A 19205-nucleotide genomic window follows, 5' to 3' on the forward strand; every position below is an offset into this window, starting at 1 on the left:
CAAGGAGAGAGTCATGAGCAGCCAACCTAAAAAGAACACCCTCGTTGACGAAACCCGACTGCCCTATCAAATCATTCAGGGTTCAAGCGTCGACAGTTATCAGGAGAAGGTCGTGTACACCTACGGTGACAGCCCTGAGGACTGGCGCAAGGCAATCGGCAATTACATCCTGTTTCAGTTCGGTGTCTACGACGATCCACGTTCGACACCGCCCATCAGCCTCGACGAATCCGGTATCCGCTACTTCGAACGGCAACTGAAAATCGCCGGCCTCGAAGAACCGAATCGCCCACCGATCAAACGCATCCTCGACATCGGTTGCGGCTGGGGCTACATCCTCAAATACCTGGCGGAACGCTTCCCTGAATGCCAACGCCTGGACGGGGTCAACGTCAGCCGCCGACAACTGGAGTACTGCGCGAAATTCCATGCCGAGCAAGGGTTGTCCGACCGCATCAACCTCTACCTGTGCAACGCCAAGGATATCGAACTGCTGCCGGACGCCGATGAGCCCTACGACCTGGTGATCATTCGCGGCGTGATCTCGCACTTCCCCGACGAACTCTACGAAACCACCATGCGCGCCCTCGCCCCCCGCGTGCGCGAAGGTGGTGTGGTGGTCATCTCGGACAACCTCTACAACACCCCTCTCGAGGTGTATACCCCCGACACCCCGGACGAAGTCGACCGCCTCGCCTGCAAACACCGCAAATCACCGGAGTATTTTCGGGAAGTCCTGGAACAGAGTGGTTTCACCACCCACGACATGCGCGTATTGCCCGCCAATATCGATGTCGCGCGTTGGTTGATGGATTCAAAAGCCAATATCGAGAACAAGGAGTTGTTCCCTCATGGGGTGACGGGTGCGTTGGAAGAGCTGCGGGTGCTGGCGGAGAACTGGTCGGTGGCGCTGCTTAAGAACAAGGTTTCGACGTATAGCGTGGTTGTGAAGAAGCCAAGCAAAAAATCCTGATGCTATTTCAAAGATAATACACGGAGGCTATATGACCACTCTTACACTTCCAAAGATCAGCTGCCCCCTGCCATATAGAATTTACCCGGAGAGTGAAAAACTTGAGGCTGGGACTATATCGTGGATGGACAAATGGCATCTTTACAGCGATGAAAAACATCGCCAACGCCTCGCCAGCATTGGCTGCGGCCGCTTAGGGGGGCTGATGTACCCATTTGCAGCGAACGCTGATGTAGCACAAATAATGTCGGACTATATTCTTTGGGCCTTTTCATTTGATGATGAGTACTGCGACGAAGGTTCAATGAGTGAAAATCCGGCACTGTCCATTACCGCCATGTTACAGATGCAACGCTCGATCGAATCCCCCGAAGTACCTACCTACCCTGAAAACAAATTTGCCATGGCGTTGCGCGACATACGTCTGCGACTGGACAAATATACGACCCCATTACATACCGCTCGTTTTGTAAATACTCAACGTGGTTACTTCATGGTCGAGGTAGGCAAACTGGTCAACCCCCAGCCCACCATGAGCGATTGCGCACTCCTGCGTCTCAGCTCCGGCGGCGGGTTGGTTTTTCCGACTCTTGGCCATATCAGCACCCTGGTCGATATAAGCCAGAAAAAAATGGAGGATCGGCGTCTCTGTGCGCTCACTGAAATGGCAGGGATGATGATTGTCTGGGAAAGTGATTTCTTTTCATACGCCAAGGAGTTGGCAAGAGAACCCGAGGACCGACAGCACAACATTGTCTCGCTGATTCAACAACGAAGTGGTGTTACACATGAGCAAGCATTGGCAAAGGCTTTCAGCTGGCGCGACAACATAGCCGGTTTGTATATGCGCCTGAGAGAGTCGGTACTGACAGACGCATCGCCTGAAGTTGAAGCCTATATCGAAAGTCTGGATTGTTATTGGCGTGGGGGGCTGGAATGGATAAGTGAAAACCCTAGGTACCGCTATTTGAATGGTATTGACGGTCAAGCGGCCTATCAGGGAGGCGTCCTGACCGAAACCTTCCCGGATGATTGCCGGGGAACAGTGGATATCCCATCAATTTCCTGGTGGTGGCATTACGACCCCTCTCACTCAACAGTCGGAATTTAGTCAGCGAACACAAAGGGATAAGCGGACGATATTATCCGACCATGAGGGAACCCCGTGAAAGTCATCCTCGCCCAACCCCGTGGCTTCTGCGCCGGAGTGATCCGGGCCGTCGAAACCGTCGAACAGGCCCTGAAGCAATACGGTGCGCCGGTGTATGTGCGTCACGAGATCGTGCACAACCAGCATGTGGTCGAGAGCCTGCGCAGCAAGGGTGCACGGTTTGTCGAGGAACTGGATGAAGTGCCGGCGAATGCGGTGACCATCTTTAGCGCCCATGGTGTGGGCACTGACGTGGAGGACGAGGCCCGCGGACGTCAGTTGCGGGTGCTGGACGCGACCTGCCCGCTGGTGACCAAGGTGCATAACCAGGGTCGGCAGTATGCGGCCAAGGGATATCAGGTGATTCTGATTGGCGAAGCTGGGCATCCGGAGGTGGTGGGTACTCTGGGGCAGATTCCGGCGCCGGTAACGTTGGTGCGAAATGTCGCTGAAGTGGCAGAGTTGACGTTCGCGGCGGATACACCGTTGGCCTACATCACTCAGACCACCCTGAGCGTCGACGATACCCACGCGGTCGTTGAGGCGCTCAAGCGGCGCTATCCGCAGATAGTCGGACCGGATACCCGGGACATTTGTTATGCCGTGCAGAATCGTCAGACCGCTGTGCGTGAGTTGAGCCGCTGCGCCGATCTGGTGTTGGTAGTTGGCAGCGTTAAAAGCGCCAATTCCGTGACCTTGCGCGATATCGCCGGCGAAAGCGGCAAGCCCAGTTACCTGATCGCTGATGGCAGCGCGGTGCGCAGTGAATGGTTTAGTAATGGGCCGACTGTCGGTATTACTGCCGGAGCCTCGACGCCGGAGTCCATGATTGACGATGTAATCGCTGCCCTGGCACGGATCGCCCCGCTTGAAATCGAAGCCCTGCCAGGTCGTGAAGAACACGTGCAGTTCCGCCTGCCCGAAGGGTTGATTGCGCGCCAGTAAGGCACGCCTCACAGGAGCCGAATCGATGAACAGCGCCATCCCCAGACGTCGCACCCGCCAGGTCGCCATTGGTTCGGTGAGGCTGGGCAGCGACAGTCCGATCGTGGTGCAAGCCATGACCAACACCGACACCGCCGATGCCCAGGCCACGGCCCGTCAGGTCGAAAACCTGGCGATGGCCGGTGCCGAACTGGTGCGGATCACAGTCAACAGCCATGACGCTGCTGCTCAGGTGGCGAACATTCGCGAGATGCTCGACCGGCGTAATGTCAGCGTGCCGCTGGTGGGCGACTTTCACTTCAACGGCCATCGATTGCTCGCGGCATATCCCGCGTGCGCCGAGGCGTTGGGCAAGTACCGGATCAACCCCGGCAACGTTGGCAAAGGTGCCAAACGCGACGAACAGTTTTGCAGCATGATCGAAGTCGCTTGCCGCTATGACAAACCGGTGCGGATCGGGGTCAACTGGGGCAGCCTCGATCCTGACTTGCTCGCACGCATGATGGATGCCAACGCGACGCTCGCTCAACCGTTGGCCGCTGATGCGGTGATGCGCGAGGCGTTGGTGGTCTCGGCACTGGAAAACGCCCAGCGCGCCATCGAGGTCGGTTTGCCGGTAGATCACATTGTGTTGTCGGCGAAGGTCAGCCATGTGCAGGATTTGATCGCGGTGTACCGCAACCTTGCGGCGCGCTGCGATTTTCCGCTGCACCTGGGTTTGACCGAAGCCGGCATGGGCTCCAAAGGCATCGTCGCCTCCTCCACCGCGCTGGCGGTGCTGTTGCAGGAAGGCATCGGCGACACGCTACGCATTTCCCTCACCCCGGAACCCAATGGCGACCGCAGTCGCGAAGTGTTGGTCGCGCAGCAGATTTTGCAAACCATGGGACTGCGAGCCTTTACCCCGAGCGTCGTCGCCTGCCCCGGTTGCGGACGCACCACCAGCAGTTTTTTTCAGGAGTTGGCGCAACAGATCGAAGACTTTCTACGCAGCCAAACGCCAGTCTGGAAGACCGTGTACCCGGGCGTCGAACAGATGCAGGTGGCGGTCATGGGCTGCGTGGTCAACGGCCCGGGCGAGAGTCGTCTAGCCGACATCGGTATTTCCCTGCCCGGCGCTGGAGAGCATCCGTCAGCCCCGGTTTACATGGACGGTGAACGGGTTCTGACGCTAAAGGGCGCGAGTATTGCCGAGGACTTTACGCAGTTGCTCGGACTCTATGTTGCGGCTCGTTATGGCGGGCAGGAGCAGGCTCGGTTACAACTGGCCGCAGCCCTTGGCTCGTCCTTGATCCCTCATGCCTGACAACCAACCCAAAAGCAAAAGTCTGCAGCTTTCATTGACTGCCGTAGGCGTACAACTATTTGCTATTCACATCCTTGGGCAAAAAAATCAGCTTCTTGAACTCCTGGCTCCCTTGCCAGTCAGCTAATTAGGCCCTCCCTCAAGGCTGCCGGAGTTACGCGGCAATGGCTGATCATTACAACGAGCGACAAAGCGCTATCGACGCTCATGGCATCATCGGTGACATGCGCAGCGCTGCACTGATCAACGACAAGGGCAGCGTGGACTTTTTCTGTTGGCCGGAATTCGACAGCCCGTCGATTTTCTGCTCATTGCTGGACACCCCGAATGCCGGGATCTTCCAACTGGCACCCGACCTGCCCGATGCTCGACGCGAGCAAATCTACCTGCCCGACACCAATGTGCTGCAAACCCGCTGGCTGAGTGAACATGCGGTGGTGGAAATCACCGACCTGCTGCCCATCGGCGACAGCGACGAGAACCAGCCACTATTAATCCGCCGTGTGCGACTGGTCAGTGGCCGCGCCACGTTCCACCTGCATTGCGCGGTGCGCCATGACTACGCCCGAGCGCAGACCAAGGCGCGGATCGACGGTGCAGACATCTGCTTCGAAGCCGCTCATCAGCCTGGTTTACGCTTGCGTGCCAATCAGCCGATGCAGGTTGTACAAAACGCGGCCGTCGCCACCTTCAGCCTCGAACAGGGACAAAGCGCCGAATTCCTCCTGGGAGCCCTCGACGACCCACGTTTCAAGGATGAAAACAGCGACCTGTGCCTGCAACGCACGCTGAAGTTCTGGCGCGACTGGATCGGTCGATCCAATTACCGTGGACGCTGGCGTGAAATGGTCAACCGCTCGGCACTGACACTGAAACTGCTGACCTCGCGCAAACACGGTGCGATCCTCGCCGCCGCAACCTTCGGCCTGCCGGAAACACCCGGCGGCGTCCGCAACTGGGACTACCGCTACACCTGGATCCGTGATGCCTCCTTTACCGTTTACGCCTTCATGCGCCTGGGCTTTATCGAGGAAGCCAACGCCTACATGCGCTGGTTGCGCGGACGGGTCAGCGACTGCCAGGGCAAACCGATGAAGCTCAACGTCCTGTATGCCATCGATGGTCGTCAGGAGCTGCCGGAAACCGAACTCACGCACCTGTCCGGTCACGGCGACGCCAGACCGGTACGTATCGGCAACCAGGCCTACGATCAGGTTCAGCTGGATATTTTCGGTGAGTTGATGGACGCGGTGTACCTGGTCAACAAGTACGGTGAAGCTATTTCCCACGAGGGTTGGCTGCACACCGTCGAGGTCGTCGATCAGGTCTGCGGCACCTGGCAGCAAGAGGATGTCGGCATCTGGGAAATGCGCGGCGAGCAGCATCACTTTCTGCATTCGCGGCTGATGTGCTGGGTGGCGCTGGATCGAGCCATCCGTCTTGCCTCGAAACGCTCGCTGCCCGCCCCGTTCGCCCGCTGGGACCAAACCCGCCAAGCGATCTACGCCGACATCTGGAGCAATTTCTGGAACGCCGAACATGGGCATTTCGTCCAGCACATCGGTGGCACCGCGCTCGACGGTTCGATGCTGCTGATGCCACTGGTGCGCTTCGTCAGCGCCAAGGACCCGCGCTGGCTGTCGACCCTGCAAGCGATCCAGAAAACCCTGGTGCGCGACGGCATGGTTTACCGCTACCACAATGACGATAGCCAGATCGATGGCCTGCCCGGCACCGAAGGTGCGTTCGCCGCCTGCTCGTTCTGGTACGTCGAATGCCTGGCCCGCGCCGGTCAGCTCGAAAAAGCCCACCTGGAATTCGAACAACTGCTGCGCTACGCCAACCCGCTCGGGCTATACGCCGAAGAGTTCGACAGCCACGCAAGGCACGTTGGCAACACGCCACAAGCGCTGACCCATCTGGCACTGATTAGCGCGGCGAGTTTTCTCGATCGGAAACTGAGTGGGGAAAAGAGTTACTGGCAGCCGTAAGGTTCTGGTGACAGACAATCCTTTGTGACAAGGAGACTCGCCCTTTTACCAGTAAGTTAAGGGATTTGAGGCTCGGCACATTCCCCGTAGCAGCTGGCGAAGCCTGCGTTCGGCTGCGAAGCGGCCGTAAATCCTGCATCCACGGTGAACCTGAAAAAACGTGGTGTCTGATTTTACGACTGCTTCGCAGCCGAACGCAGGCTTCGCCAGCTGCTACGAATCGTGTAACGGCATGACTGACCGGCAAAAGGGCAAGCCCCTTCGCCACGGGTTGTGCTCTACGCGTCCGTGTCGTAAGGATCGAAATTATCCAGCGCCCGGTTCACCAATAACTCGCTCAACACCACCATCTGCTGAATCGCCAGCGCCACATGACGGCGTGAACCTTCCAGTTCGAAGGCCAGATCGCTGGCCAGCACATTCACCGACGCCAGGGTTTCGCTGGCGTGGGCCAGCAGGGTTTCGTTATCGGCATCGGGAATGACCACAAACATTTTACCCGGCCGGGTATCGAGTTTCGGTGGCGGGGTGAACGGCGGCAAGTGGTAATCCAGCGCACGCTCGGCTGCGTCATGCAGCTTGCTGGAGTCGAGGGAGTCGTAAGGGGATACGCTAGGGTTTTCGGGGGGATTGGGGGTGATTTTGACCACGGTTGAAACTCCATTCAGAAATTGGAGCTCGCCATTTCTGCGACCAAGCAGAAGGGTGGCGAACTGTACGCAGGTTGGTCGACCAGGGAATGGAAACCCGGCAGGGCCTAAGCCCTCCCACGCACAGTTTGCCAATAAGCAAAAAAACCGCTCACGCGGTTCTGTGCGCCATTCTAAACCCGGGCGACCAAACCCAGTCACTGATTTTGCAGCGACCCGCAAAGGCTAGCCCTCGCCCCGCCCTCATCGCAACCCTAAAAAACCGTCGGAAATATCCCCTTCTGCACCGCATCTGTAGGAACCAGACCATTAAGCCATCACTCGATCCGTAGCAGCTGGCGAAGCCTGCGTTCGGCTGCGTAGCAGTCGTAAATCCTGCCTCCACGGTTAGCCTGAAAAAACGGGGGTGTCTGATTTTACGGCCGCTACGCAGCCGAACGCAGGCTTCGCCAGCTGCTACGGACGGTGTCAGGGCTTACAACCGTTAAACAACAGTGCATTCACGCCCATTGGCGGGAGTCATTCCGCACGCTGAAATATGCGGTTGCAAGCCAGCCATTCGCCTCATAACATCGCCCCCTCAACGGGTACAGCGGAGCTGTTCAACAAAACCCGCATTCAAGGAATCAGAATGACCCAGCGCATCCAATGCAGCATCAAAGCACCTCCCCGATCGGGCCTGACCCGGGATCAACTTTGGGAAGCCGAAGACAAAGGTCTGATCAAATGTTGGGAAATCGGTCGCGAACGTGCCGCTAAATTCCCCGATCTTTCAAAACGCTGCCTGGCCGGCGAACTCCCGGTACTCGGCTGGAAAGGTGGCGTCAGCCGCAGCCTGAAGAAACGCGATAAGTTCGGCTCCCTCAAATACCTCGCCCAATGGCAAGGCCTGCGTGGTGAAGACCTGGACATCGACCTGACTCAGGAACGGACGATGACCTGCTCCAGCACCAGAATGGTCGTGACCTTCACCCCGGATCGCTCGAAATACTTCAACCAGCCGTCGGAAATGGAAGCCTAGGAGCAGGACGCATGGTCGATTTACATCAGGAATTTCAGAACAGTGTGCTTTTTCACGAGGCACGGATTGATCGCCGCTCGGCCGACGCATTGGTGGGCATTGCCGCTGGTCTAGCCGCCGATGGAAAAATAAATCTACAGGAAGCCGAGTTTCTCAAGAGCTGGATCGAAAGCCATCTAAGTCATTTGAGCGATCCAGTCGTGAATCTCCTCTACAAACGCCTCGCCAGCATGCTCAGCGATGGAGTTCTGGATGCTGAGGAATCAACCGAACTATTGGAAATGCTGCATCAGTTCGCGGGGCTTCCCGTCGGTTCGACTCAAACCTTTACGACTCCCACCAGCCTTCCTCTAAACAATCCACCACCAGCATTGAGCTGGGCCGACCGGGTGTTCATCTTTACCGGCGTCATGGCTTACGGCCCGCGAAAAGACTGTGAATCATTGATCCTTGAACGCGGCGGATTGATTGGAGGCTCAGTCAGCAGGAAGGTCCATTATCTGGTGGTCGGCAGTATCGGCAATGATCAATGGCTGCACAGCAGTTACGGAACCAAGATCAAAAAAGCTGTGGAACTCAGAGAAAGCGGAGTGCCAATCGCCATTGTCAGTGAAGAGCACTGGCAAAAAGTGCTGTTCGCATAATCCTTCAACCTCGAGTCTTTGTGGGGGTGTACAGATGAAAAAAGAGACGCTGACCCAGTATGTTCATACCCCCTGTCTGACCATTGCCTACGAAGAACATGGCCCGATCTCGGGCGAGCCGGTCATTTTGCTTCACGGCTTTCCCTACGACCCACGCAGCTATGACGACATCGCTCCGGGCCTCGCTGAGCGTGGCTATCGGGTGATCGTGCCTTACCTGCGGGGTTACGGCCCAACCCGATTCAACAGCGCGAACCTGATGCGCTCCGGCCAACAAGCTGCGTTGGCGCAGGATCTACTGGACTTGATGGACGCATTGGCGATTCCCCAAGCCGCACTTTGTGGCTACGACTGGGGTGGTCGGGCGGCGTGTATCGTCGCAGCGCTGTGGCCAGAACGGGTGCGCTGCCTGGTGAGCGGGGACGGCTACAACGTTCAAGACATCCCGAACTCGACTCAGCCTTTGGTGCCCGAGACCGAGCACCGGCTCTGGTATCAGTACTACTTTCACACCCAGCGCGGTGTTGACGGCTTGACCACCAACCGTCGAGAGCTGTGTGAATTGCTTTGGCGGCTTTGGTCGCCTACTTGGGCACGTGGCCCAGAGCTGTATCCGCTGAGCGCACAAGCTTTTGACAATCCGGACTTCGTCGACGTGGTGATTCACTCGTATCGACACCGATTCATGTACGCGCCGGGCGATCCGGCTCTTGAGCACATAGAACAAGCGCTGACTCAGCAGCCACCTATCGGCGTGCCGACGATCTCCCTGTGTGGGGCTGATGACGGCGTGGGTCCGGCGGCTGAGGTTGATGACGATATCGGGCTGTTTACCGGGTACTACGAGCGCCGGGTTCTGTCAGGGGTCGGCCACAACATCCCGCAAGAAGCGCCCAAGGCGACGCTCGCTGCGCTATTGGAATTGCTGGAAGCTCCCTGACTCAAACCTCCTCAACAACACTCTCCCGCGAAAACCGTTCGCGATACGCTTGCGGTGTCACGCCTATGGCCCGCAGGAAACTGCGGCGCAGGGTTTCTTCGCTGCCGAACCCGCATTGCACGGCGATCCGTTTGATCGGCACTCCAGTGTCACTGAGCAATCGTCGTGCAGTTTCGACGCGAATCAGTTCGATCGCCCGCGCCGGGGTCTGGCCGGTGTCGGCGCGATAGTGGCGGATGAAGCTGCGCTCGCTCATGCCGGCTTGCAGGGCCAGCGCCGGGATGCCGAGGTCCAGGGAGAGGTTTTCGGCGATCCAGGCGTGCAGCTCATCAAAGCGGTTGCCGTGCTGTTGCAGGTCCAGGGTCACGCTGAACTGCGACTGGCCGCCAGGGCGTTTGAGGAACACCACCAGTTGTCGGGCGACTTCCAGGGCGATGCCGCGCCCCAGATCCGCTTCCACCAGCGCTAGCGCCAGATCGATGCCGGCCGTGACCCCGGCCGAGGTCCAGACCGGGCCGTCGTTGATGAAGATCGGGTTGGGTTCGACCCGCAGTTTCGGGTGCTTTTGCGCCAGCTGATCGCAGCGGGTCCAGTGGGTGACCACTCGACGACCGTCAAGCCAGCCGCTGGCCGCCAGCAAAAATGCGCCGGTGCACACCGAGGTCACGCGCCGGGAAACCGCAGCCTGTTGGCGCACCCAGTCCACCAGCACAGCGTCTTCGGCCGCCGCATAGACACCCCAGCCGCCCGCGATGATCAACGTATCGGAAGGTCCGTCCGGTAACGGTTCGGCCAGCAACGCCAACCCGGCCGAGGACATCACCGCCCCGCCGCCATCGGCAATGACCGTCGGCGCATAGGGCGGCGGCAATCCTCGCTGCGCGGCAATGTCATTGGCCGAGGCAAACACCTGCAACGGCCCGGTGACATCGAGCAATTGCACATTGGCGAAGGCCAGCACATGAACGGTTTTCGGTGAGTTCGGCATGGTTGGCGTAATTCGAGGGTTTATTGGCGTGTACGCCAAATCCTACGGGCATACAGTCAAACCGTCCACCCGAACCGGGTGAGAACACGCAGACCAAGGAGATAGCGTCATGACGTTGCAGATCGGTTTTCTGTTGTTTCCACAGGTGCAGCAATTGGACCTGACCGGACCTTACGATGTGCTGGCCTCGCTGCCGGACGTGAAGGTGCATTTGATCTGGAAGGACCTGGTCCCTGTGACGGCAAGCACCGGCCTGGTCCTGAAGCCGACCACCACATTCGATGACTGCCCGGACCTGGATGTGATTTGCATCCCCGGAGGCAGCGGCGTCGGAGCATTGATGGAAGATCCGCAGACCCTTGCATTCATTCAGGCGCAAGCCGCCAAAGCACGCTACGTGACCTCGGTGTGCACCGGCGCATTGGTGCTCGGCGCGGCTGGATTGCTCAAGGGCAAACGTGCGACGACCCACTGGGCCTACCATGAATTACTGAGTCTTTTGGGCGCTATTCCGGTTCGAGACCGGGTGGTGCGCGACGGCAATCTGCTGACGGGTGGCGGGATCACTGCCGGTATCGATTTTGCCCTGACCCTGGCCGCCGAGTTGTATGGCGATGACGTGGCGCAACGGGTGCAGTTGCAACTCGAATACGCGCCTGCACCGCCGTTCAATTCCGGCGACCCGCACACCGCGCCGAAAGCCGTGCTGGAGGAAGCTCATCGGCGGACAGCCGCCTCGCTCAACCAGCGCACGCTGATCACCGAACGCGTAGCGGCACGGCTCGGTTAAGCGCTTGGCCAGGTCTGAAACAGACTTTTACAGCGCTCATAAAAAAACCCGCCGAAGCGGGTTTTCCAAGACCATGACGACATCCTGTCGCTGCATTCCTTGCAAATGGTCGATCATCCATGACCCTGAGCGCGTCCTGCGCTGCAGTTGATGGAGTCAGATTAGGCCTGAAACCAAAAGCGCAAAAGACGACATACCATCGACCGTGCGTAAGCCATTGGCTATGCGTCAGCGTAAGCCCTCATCAGCCCCTTTCCTGCAGACGAAAAAAAACCCGCCGAAGCGGGTTTTTCAAGACCATGATGACATCCTGTCGCTGCGATCCTTGCAAATGGTCGATCATCCATGACCCTGAGCGCGTCCTGCGCTTCAGTTGATGGGTGTAGATTAAACTTCGGATCCAATCTGAAATAGACGACATCGTTACTAGCGCGTGTAAGACATTCGCCATTGCAGCACTTCCGAAAACCCTTAGAGCCGTCAGGTCTCAAGCATCCGAGTCGCGAGTAGTGCGTCAGACAAGGCTCAAACACGCTGGGTCAATTCATTGTTCGACAAAGGATTTCAGATTCGTCAACGCGTGGTCCCACTGCCGACTGATGATTTCCAGCGAGCGCCGCGCCTCGTCCAATTGCGTCGGCTCAAAGACCCACCGGCGCTCACGCCCCAGCTTGGTGTCACGCACCAGACCGGCGTCCGCGAGCACCCGCAAGTGTTTGGTCACGGCCTGACGACTGATGTCGGTGCCCACGGTCAGTTGCGCGATCGACATCGCCCCGCCGCCGCACAGCACGTCGATCAGCCGCAGCCGGGTTTCGTCGCCGAGCGCGGCGAAGGTCAGCGCCGAACGGCCCAGCGCAGTGGCGGCCGACGGTGCATCCAGTGTCAAGGAGTCAGGGTGCGGCAAGGTACGTCTCGATGTTGGTCATTTGGTCATCCCAGCCCCGACTGTTCATGCGGAAGGCTTTGAGACGGCGTTCTACCGGAATGTTATCGAAACCGGACTCCACGACCTTCAGCAAAGTACCGCCGTCCATGTCTTCGAGCTCGAACAGCACCAGGGTGGTGGGCTCCGACGAATAGTCCATGTTCGGTTCCACCGCATACGGATGCCAACGGAACGCAAACACCCGCTCGGGCTCGACCCGCGCCACCTGTACGTCCCAGACCAGATGTTCATAGCCCGGATAAGTGATTTGCCCCCGGGTTCGCTCACCGGCGACAAAACGTTTGCCATCGAGCGCGACGCCAAACCACTTACCGAACGATTCGGCATTGGCCAGGGCGCGCCAGACTGTGGAGCGTGGAGCCTTGAGCAGGATCTTTCTTTCGATGCGATCTGATGAGTGCATAGGTCACCTCCTTTTGATGAACACTAGGCCCGGATGGAGAAATGCGCAATCTCAAGGTTGCGCATTTCGCGGTTTCACTCGATCTACAAGGCTGTTTCGTGGCCACCTGTCTGCGTATCAGGTGTTGTTACAGCCCTTGGCAATGGAGTCTTCGTTGGAGGTGTAAGGTCTGGAAGGCTCCAGGTTCCACTCAGGCTTGTTGCGGGCAATGTTGAAATGACAAACCAACTGGCGGCGCATGCTACCGATGTTGCTGTCACGGTTGTCCGGGTTGTCTTTCCAGTTCGCGTCCAGGTAGTGATCGGCAGCCAGTTCGTTGAAGAAGTTGTTGGTCTGGCCGTCCTGCACCTTTCTGCCGCAATCGGTCGGCGTCACTTCGAGGGTCATGACCTTCTTGCCAAAGCCTGGGTCGTCGCGCTCGACCCAGCTCGCGCTTTGTACATAGCGATCACAGCCATTCTTTTCAGTCGTGGGGTAGATCACCTGCTTTTTACTGTCGTAGACAAAGGCAGCGTCTTGTTGAGGGGTTTGCGGCAACTTCATGTTGATGACCGGCAAGTGCTGCTGCACCGCCTTGTACCATTGGATCTGATTAAGCCGAGCGCCTTCCAGGCCACTGTCTTCGGTATAGAACAGCGCAAGGATCGATGGGGATTTCGGTGGGGTCTCTTCCCATTTGGCCAAGCGCAGTTCGTTTTGGGTGCCGAACGATTCGGCAGCAATCTTGCTCATGGCGCGGATGCTTTGATAGAAGGCCGGGCCTGAAGCGCTGTTGCGTTCATCACGTACGTCGAATGAGCATTGGCGGGAGTGATCGCCCCTGTTCTGCTGGTAATTGGCGGCCCATTGCTCGGCCGTGGTCACGCCTTGCTCGTGACAGAATTTTTCCACGTTGCCGGGGGTTCGCCGCGAGTCAGTGCAACCTTGTTGCCCGCGGTCATCGGTGGCCGCGTCGATCGGGAACGAGCACAACACGGCGTAATCCTGATGGTCCTTGGGGTTGCCGAAGATAGTGTCGAAAATGAAGCCGCTTTTGAGCCCATAAGCCAGCTTGCGGAACTTCGAATCCTTGCGCAGATACGAGGCGGATACCCCGCCACTCGCCTGGCTTTTCGGGCTGATGCTGTAGAACTGGTAATCGGTCGAAGGCCAGGTCGCCCGAAACAGCACACCCGAGCACAGAAACGCCGGTTTGGACGGCCCACCGCAATCTTGCCGGGTGTCGTTATAGAGTTGGTTGAGACGGGTGACCGTGTCGCTACCCAAATCGGCATGGGCCGTGGAAAAGAATGACAGACCAGCGATGGCGATTGCGCTGGCGATGGGTGCTCTGATTCCCTTCATGGAAATACCTCCTGGTGGTTGAAGCTGAGTGGCCAGTGCAGGCCGTCATGTCCTTCAGATTCATCGCGGGACCGGGTTGCAACCAGCCGCTTTCGCTTCATTGTCTGAGACGGTGGGCCTGAATGGCTCCAGGTTCCATGGCGTCTTGCTGCGGTAATTGACCAGCACACAGTTCAGTTGCTGACGCATGCTGCCGGCAGACTTTTCTTCTTCACGCCAGTTCTGGTCGCTGCCCTTCAACGCGAACAGTTCGTCGTACAACGCGCTCAACTGATTATTCGGTAGCGCCCGCCCCTCGGCGGTGGGTACGACGCTCAAGGTCCATTCATCCTTGCGGGTCCCGGGGTCATAGCGTTTGACCCAGTTGGCCGACGCAATGTACTGACGGGGCGGTGTGCCGGCGACCGGGTTAACGGGGGCGTTGGCGTTCAGTGCGATCACCTGATCGGCGGCCACATAGCTGAAACGCTGCTCTGGGGGCTTGGTGAAGTCCAGGCGCAGAATCGGTACTGGATAGCCCTGGTCATTCAATTTTTTCTGGAAGTTGCGCGCACTCTTCAGACCGTCCTCCGGCTTGGGCGGTGCCTGGTCGCCTCGGGTGGCGAAGTTCTGAGTACTGTTGACGTTGTAGATGAAGGCGTCGATGTACTTCATGTTCTCGCTGCCATCGTTGGTGGCGGAAGCGTTTTTGAGCATGAATTCGTTGACTTGGGTTTTGATCGAAAACGGGTCCTTCATGGTGGTGGTTGCACGGGACTCATGCACCCGGATCATGGCATTCCAATCACTGGGTTTTTCAGCATTCCAGGAACACTGGCTGGACTGGATGGGGCCCTTGAACAGCCCGGTGTATTGCTGGGTCCACTTGTCGGCGGTGGTGACCCCGGCCTCGGCACAGGTACCGTAAGCCCACTGGGCATTCTTGTTGTTCAACCTGCCCTGGGCGTTTCTCGGTGGTTCTTTGCTGTCAAAGAAGCCGCAGCCATACCACTTGCGCTCCGGTCCGGTGCCACCATCGAAAGCGTAGATGCAGGTCCAACCCTGCTCTTTGACTGGCCGGTTCAACGCCGCCGCATCCGTTGGGGTGCGCATGATGAAACCTGCGGGGTGAATCAGAATGCTGGTGCTCAGATCCTTGCGAATCCAGGAGAAGGAGGTAGCGCCGATCTTGATCGCATAAGGGCTGTAATCCCAGGGATTGAAGGGCCCATCATTGACCATGCGCAACGTCACGCCGCTGCAATAGTAATGACCGCGCGCGGCCCCGGAATCGATTTCCTTGCAGTCGTTATTCAGCGTGTTGTAGTTGCGGTTGATTCGATTCAGGGTCTCGACTGGATCGAGGGCGGGTTGTGCGGCTATCGCCGATAACGCAAAGGTAGAAGTGAACGCCAGAATAATTGGCGCACATGCCATAGGGCGCATGCAGACCTCCTTGTCGCAGTGCTGGATGATGTTTTCCTGTTTGGCAGCGTAGACCAGACCCGGCATATGTTCCTGGCGCTGGAACTTTTTAGTCGGCGCTTCTCGGACTTATCGGATCGTCCCAAAAGAAATACCCTACGCAAGGTGCCACTTCCCAAAGGATGAATCAGTGTGAAAACACTCCACGGCAGTTGCCTGTGCAAGGCCATCGCCTATGAACTCGACAGCCTCGACATGCCGATCAGTCACTGTCATTGCCATACCTGTCGCAAGGCCCACGCGGCGGCGTTCGCTTCGACGGCCGGGGTCATGCGCGAGCATTTTCGTTGGGTCAGGGGTTTGGACAAGTTGTCATCCTTCGAGTCCTCGCCCGGCAAACTGCGACACTTCTGCTCGCAGTGCGGCTCGCATCTGGTGGCCGAACGTTTGGCTCAGCCGCATGTGATTGTGCGGGTGGCGACGCTCGATGATGATCCGCAGATGACGCCGCAGGCACACATCTGGACGTCTCACGATGTGCCTTGGCTGGTTTATGAAGGGCTTGCCAGGAAGGAGACCTGAGTTTGCCCGGTGGTCGGGGCTTGATGCTCTAGCGGCTGTAAGGGCCTCTTCGCGAGCAAGCTCGCTCCCACATGGTATTTCGGTCGTACACACATTTTGTGTGCACCCAGATCCAGTGTGGGAGCGAGCTTGCTCGCGATAGCGTCCGTGCAGGCACCGCGATTAGCGGATAAACACCTGCGCCGTGGTGATCGCCATGTCGCCGCCCGGCATTTTGATGCTACCGATCTGTTTCAGGCTGTCGGCATCAAAAATCGCCACGTCGTTGAAGGTCCCGGCCAGGTAGATCTTGCTGCCGTCCTTGTTGAAGGAAATGCAGTAGTAGGAGTGATCCAGGTTCGTCGCCTGAAGCAGCTTCTTCTGCTGGATGTCGTACTTGGCCAGACGATTGAGCACGCCAAACATCAGGTTCGGATCTTTCGGCGAGCGCATGCCACTGAAATAGATTTCGATCAGCGGGCCGAAATCGGTAGTTTCGGTCTTGCCGGTTTTCAGGTCGATGCTGAACAGCCCGTAGAGGTTTTCGGCGGTGGCCGGGTCCTGTTTCTCGTCCTTGAATTTCGCCGTGGTGTAGAGCAGCGAGAAGTCGTGACGATACGTCTGCTGGTTCCACACGTAGAGCACGTCCGGTGCGCTGTAGTTCGAACGTTTCCAGTGACGGCTAGGGATCAGCACGTCGAACTTGCCGGTTTTCACGTTGACCTTGTAGATGTCCGCACCCGCCACATACAGCGTGCCGTCGTCACCGCTTTGCATGATGGTCAGCTGGCGCGGTGCCGGGAAGCTGCGAACCGGTTTGGCGCTCATGCCGGCATCGGTGGCGTACACATCCAGCCGTGGTTGCTGCACTTCGTAATGATCATTGAGCATCAAGGTCGGGTTGGCGACGGTGTACAGCTCCTTGCCGTCGTGACTGAGGGTGAACGCGAACATCGAGCGCGCTTTCTCCCCCGGTTGCTGGGTGATGCTGGCGTGGAACACCTGCTTGCAGCTGTCGAGTTCGACGCCGTAGATGTCCGCGTAGTGGTTGTTCAGCACGTAGGCGGTCTTGCGGTCCGGCGACAACTGAATGGTGCCGGGGCCAAAGGCATCCGGCAGTTTGCAGGTCTTGTACAGGCTGTCGGTTTTAAGGTCGATGACGTTCAGGTTGTTCGGATAATTGGTGGTCAGCATGTACTCGTGACCACTTTGAAGCACGGTGTTTTCATCGGCCAGAACGCTGAGTGAACAGACACTCAGGAGGGCGGAAGCGGCCAAGCCGCAGGCATTGATGTGTCGCATGCAGGAATCCTTCTTCTGTCCGATCATTTATCTTTTGGGAAGACTGTGCCGAGGTTGCGCCAGCTCTCGTTGGAAGCTTGGGCGTCCTTGTTCCAGTCCGGGTAGGTGCTCATCATGTCCGGCACCTGAGCCGGCCACCAGCAAGGGTCGGAACAGCCATAAAGGTCGGCTTCCATCGGCTGACACAGCGATGACACACCGCCAAAGGCGTCGATTTCCCAGCCGGGGTCAGTGGTCGAAGCGCAACCGGCGACGGAACTCATTGCCACCACTTCTTCGATACGGTTTTCGGCCGCGGCCTGATCGAGCTTCTGGGCTTTGTTATTGATTGCCTTGAGATGTTTCATATCAGTGAGCCTTGCGCGGAGTGATGTAACTGCTGATAAACGCAGGGTTGTGGGCCATGATCCGGGTGTAGACCTCGATGCCGAAGTCGACCCAGTCACGCATCAGTTCGCAGTAGTGATAGGTCGGGTGGGTCGGGTCGCCATAACGGGCATAGCTCTCGTGGTAGCAGCCGCCGGAACACAGGTTACGGATCTGGCAGTCTTCGCAGCCGGTGTTGCTCCGGTCCAGGCGCTGGGACAAAAAGTCGTTCAACTCGACCTGTTTCACGCCGCTGTGAACGTTGCCGAAGGTCGGCAATGACGAGCCGGTGAAACGGTGGCAGAGGTTGAGTTCGCCCTTGTGATCCACCGCCAGCATCTTCAGTCCGGCACCGCACGGCAGGGCTTTTTTGTGGCCTTCGTGGATGTCGGTGATCAACTGGTGCAGGTTGGAGAAACCGATGTTGCGGTGCTCCAGCGCCGCTTCCAGATAACGCCGGCCGAGCTTTTTCATGTTGGCGAAGACTTCGATCAACTCGTCGCTGGACAGGTTGAAGCTGCTGATGTCGCCCGAGGTCACCGGGGCAAAACCGACTTCGGCGAAACCCAGTTCGTTGAACAGGTGATCCCAGATGGTTTCGACGTCGGTAACGCCGGTAGTCAGGGTCACTCGCGCACCGACCGGGCGGCTGTTGTAGCGCGACAGCAGCATCTCGGCCTTGCGCCGAACCACGTCATAGGTGCCCTGCCCGCCCACGGTGATGCGGTTGCGGTCGTGCACGGTTTTCGGTCCGTCGATGCTCACCGACAAACCAAAACGGTGGGCATTCAAGTAGTCAACCGTGTCCTCGGTGAGCAGCGTGGCGTTGGTGGTCATGACGAATTCGACGAACTTGCCGGCCTCGCGAAAGCGTTTCTCGCAGTAGTCGACCATGTACTCGATCAGCTTGCGATTGCTCAGCGGCTCGCCACCGAAGAACACCACGGTAAAACGCTCTTCGTCTGGCGATTCGCGCAGCAGCATTTCCACCGACGCGACGGCGGTGTCGACGTCCATCTTCTTGCCGGCCGAGGGCTTGTCGAGGTCTTCCTTGTAGCAATACGTGCAGCTCAGGTTGCAGCCGGTGTTGACGTTGAGCACCACGGTGTTGATCGCCGTGCGTTCGACCCGTTTGGTGCCGATGTCCGGGGTCAGCGGCGAACCGTCGCTGACCAGTTCCAGGGAGATCAGCTCGCGCAGGGTTTCACTGATTTCATCGCCGTTGAAGCGTGCCGCCAAGCGCTGGATCAAGTCCTCCGACGAACAGCCGGGACCGCGCAAGGTATCGATGATGGTGCCGGTCAGCTCATCACTGGCGAACAGCGAACTGCTGGGAATATGGAACAGCATGCGGTCGGCATCGACGTGCACTTCGTGCAGATTGCGCTCGACCAGATTCAAGATAGCGCCCATTACAACCTCCTGTGCAAACCCCGTTTCACGAGGCCTGCGGTCATTCCTGAAAAGTGTCTGAAACC

General features: G+C 58.1%; 19 protein-coding genes. 10 read left to right on the top strand and 9 right to left on the bottom strand.

The features are described 5' to 3' along the window. Positions 1-13 precede the first annotated feature (13 nt). From BK659_RS19575 to BK659_RS19595, 5 genes are all read left to right on the top strand, one after another. Positions 14-973 carry an SAM-dependent methyltransferase gene (locus tag BK659_RS19575; RefSeq protein WP_123426620.1) on the top strand — a complete coding sequence of 320 codons (960 nt, stop codon included), beginning with the start codon at positions 14-16 and terminating at the stop codon, positions 971-973. Positions 974-1004: 31 nt separating this feature from the next. Further along, a complete protein-coding gene (locus tag BK659_RS19580; RefSeq protein ID WP_123426621.1) occupies positions 1005-2084 on the top strand; it encodes a terpene synthase family protein in 1080 nt (359 codons plus the stop codon). Between the two features lie 54 nt (positions 2085-2138). After that, entirely contained in the window at positions 2139-3068 is a 930-nt protein-coding gene (gene ispH / locus BK659_RS19585) for a 4-hydroxy-3-methylbut-2-enyl diphosphate reductase (protein ID WP_123426622.1), read from the top strand. 25 nt (positions 3069-3093) lie between these two features. Next, complete coding sequence (gene ispG, locus BK659_RS19590) at positions 3094-4374, top strand: flavodoxin-dependent (E)-4-hydroxy-3-methylbut-2-enyl-diphosphate synthase (protein ID WP_123426623.1); 1281 nt, start codon at positions 3094-3096, stop codon at positions 4372-4374. Positions 4375-4538: 164 nt separating this feature from the next. Continuing rightward, positions 4539-6365, top strand: coding sequence for a glycoside hydrolase family 15 protein (locus BK659_RS19595; protein WP_123426624.1), 1827 nt, complete (start codon positions 4539-4541; stop codon positions 6363-6365). Between the two features lie 278 nt (positions 6366-6643). On the opposite strand, the gene BK659_RS19600 is transcribed toward BK659_RS19595, so the two are convergent. Beyond that, positions 6644-7015, bottom strand: coding sequence for a DUF6124 family protein (locus BK659_RS19600; protein WP_123426625.1), 372 nt, complete (start codon positions 7013-7015; stop codon positions 6644-6646). 631 nt (positions 7016-7646) lie between these two features. Here BK659_RS19600 and BK659_RS19605 point away from each other — a divergent pair. The 3 genes from BK659_RS19605 to BK659_RS19615 are packed head-to-tail and all read left to right on the top strand — an operon-like array spanning position 7647 to position 9620. Then, a complete protein-coding gene (locus tag BK659_RS19605) occupies positions 7647-8036 on the top strand; it encodes a hypothetical protein (RefSeq protein WP_123426626.1) in 390 nt (129 codons plus the stop codon). An 11-nt stretch (positions 8037-8047) separates the two neighbouring features. Continuing rightward, positions 8048-8680, top strand: a complete 633-nt coding sequence (locus tag BK659_RS19610) for a BRCT domain-containing protein (RefSeq protein ID WP_123426627.1) — start codon at positions 8048-8050, stop codon at positions 8678-8680. A gap of 34 nt (positions 8681-8714) precedes the next feature. After that, positions 8715-9620 carry an alpha/beta fold hydrolase gene (locus tag BK659_RS19615; RefSeq protein ID WP_123426628.1) on the top strand — a complete coding sequence of 302 codons (906 nt, stop codon included), beginning with the start codon at positions 8715-8717 and terminating at the stop codon, positions 9618-9620. 1 nt (position 9621) lies between these two features. Here the strand turns inward: BK659_RS19615 and BK659_RS19620 are convergent, their stop codons facing one another. Beyond that, complete coding sequence (locus BK659_RS19620) at positions 9622-10608, bottom strand: GlxA family transcriptional regulator (RefSeq protein ID WP_123426629.1); 987 nt, start codon at positions 10606-10608, stop codon at positions 9622-9624. 109 nt (positions 10609-10717) lie between these two features. On the opposite strand from BK659_RS19620, the gene inhA reads away from it, so the two are divergent. Further along, on the top strand, positions 10718-11398 hold the full coding sequence (gene inhA, locus BK659_RS19625; protein WP_123426630.1) for an isonitrile hydratase: 681 nt from the start codon (positions 10718-10720) through the stop codon (positions 11396-11398). Positions 11399-11942: 544 nt separating this feature from the next. On the opposite strand, the gene BK659_RS19630 is transcribed toward inhA, so the two are convergent. From BK659_RS19630 to BK659_RS19645, 4 genes are all read right to left on the bottom strand, one after another. Continuing rightward, positions 11943-12305: an ArsR/SmtB family transcription factor gene (locus BK659_RS19630; protein ID WP_259740282.1), complete on the bottom strand. Its 363-nt coding sequence runs from the start codon at positions 12303-12305 to the stop codon at positions 11943-11945. Beyond that, positions 12292-12750: an SRPBCC family protein gene (locus BK659_RS19635; RefSeq protein WP_123426631.1), complete on the bottom strand. Its 459-nt coding sequence runs from the start codon at positions 12748-12750 to the stop codon at positions 12292-12294. Before BK659_RS19635 ends, BK659_RS19630 begins: the two co-directional genes overlap by 14 nt. A 117-nt stretch (positions 12751-12867) precedes the next feature. Beyond that, positions 12868-14094, bottom strand: a complete 1227-nt coding sequence (locus BK659_RS19640) for a DUF2599 domain-containing protein (protein WP_123426632.1) — start codon at positions 14092-14094, stop codon at positions 12868-12870. A 60-nt stretch (positions 14095-14154) separates the two neighbouring features. Continuing rightward, positions 14155-15519, bottom strand: a complete 1365-nt coding sequence (locus tag BK659_RS19645; protein WP_123426646.1) for a DUF2599 domain-containing protein — start codon at positions 15517-15519, stop codon at positions 14155-14157. A 171-nt stretch (positions 15520-15690) separates the two neighbouring features. Between BK659_RS19645 and BK659_RS19650 the strand changes: the two genes are divergently transcribed. Further along, positions 15691-16080 carry a GFA family protein gene (locus tag BK659_RS19650; RefSeq protein WP_123426633.1) on the top strand — a complete coding sequence of 130 codons (390 nt, stop codon included), beginning with the start codon at positions 15691-15693 and terminating at the stop codon, positions 16078-16080. Between the two features lie 162 nt (positions 16081-16242). Here BK659_RS19650 and peaD read toward each other — a convergent pair whose 3' ends face one another. Genes peaD through peaB form a run of 3 tightly spaced genes read right to left on the bottom strand, consistent with a single transcriptional unit; the run spans position 16243 to position 19140 of the window. Continuing rightward, positions 16243-17361 carry a quinohemoprotein amine dehydrogenase subunit beta gene (gene peaD / locus BK659_RS19655; protein WP_123426634.1) on the bottom strand — a complete coding sequence of 373 codons (1119 nt, stop codon included), beginning with the start codon at positions 17359-17361 and terminating at the stop codon, positions 16243-16245. A 23-nt stretch (positions 17362-17384) separates the two neighbouring features. Further along, positions 17385-17708 carry a quinohemoprotein amine dehydrogenase subunit gamma gene (gene qhpC, locus BK659_RS19660; protein ID WP_054596428.1) on the bottom strand — a complete coding sequence of 108 codons (324 nt, stop codon included), beginning with the start codon at positions 17706-17708 and terminating at the stop codon, positions 17385-17387. Between the two features lies 1 nt (position 17709). Further along, complete coding sequence (gene peaB / locus BK659_RS19665; RefSeq protein WP_123426635.1) at positions 17710-19140, bottom strand: quinohemoprotein amine dehydrogenase maturation protein; 1431 nt, start codon at positions 19138-19140, stop codon at positions 17710-17712. Positions 19141-19205 lie beyond the last annotated feature (65 nt).

It is taken from the genome of Pseudomonas brassicacearum, from assembly GCF_003732225.1.
Taxonomy (GTDB): Bacteria; Pseudomonadota; Gammaproteobacteria; order Pseudomonadales; family Pseudomonadaceae; genus Aquipseudomonas; species Aquipseudomonas brassicacearum_E.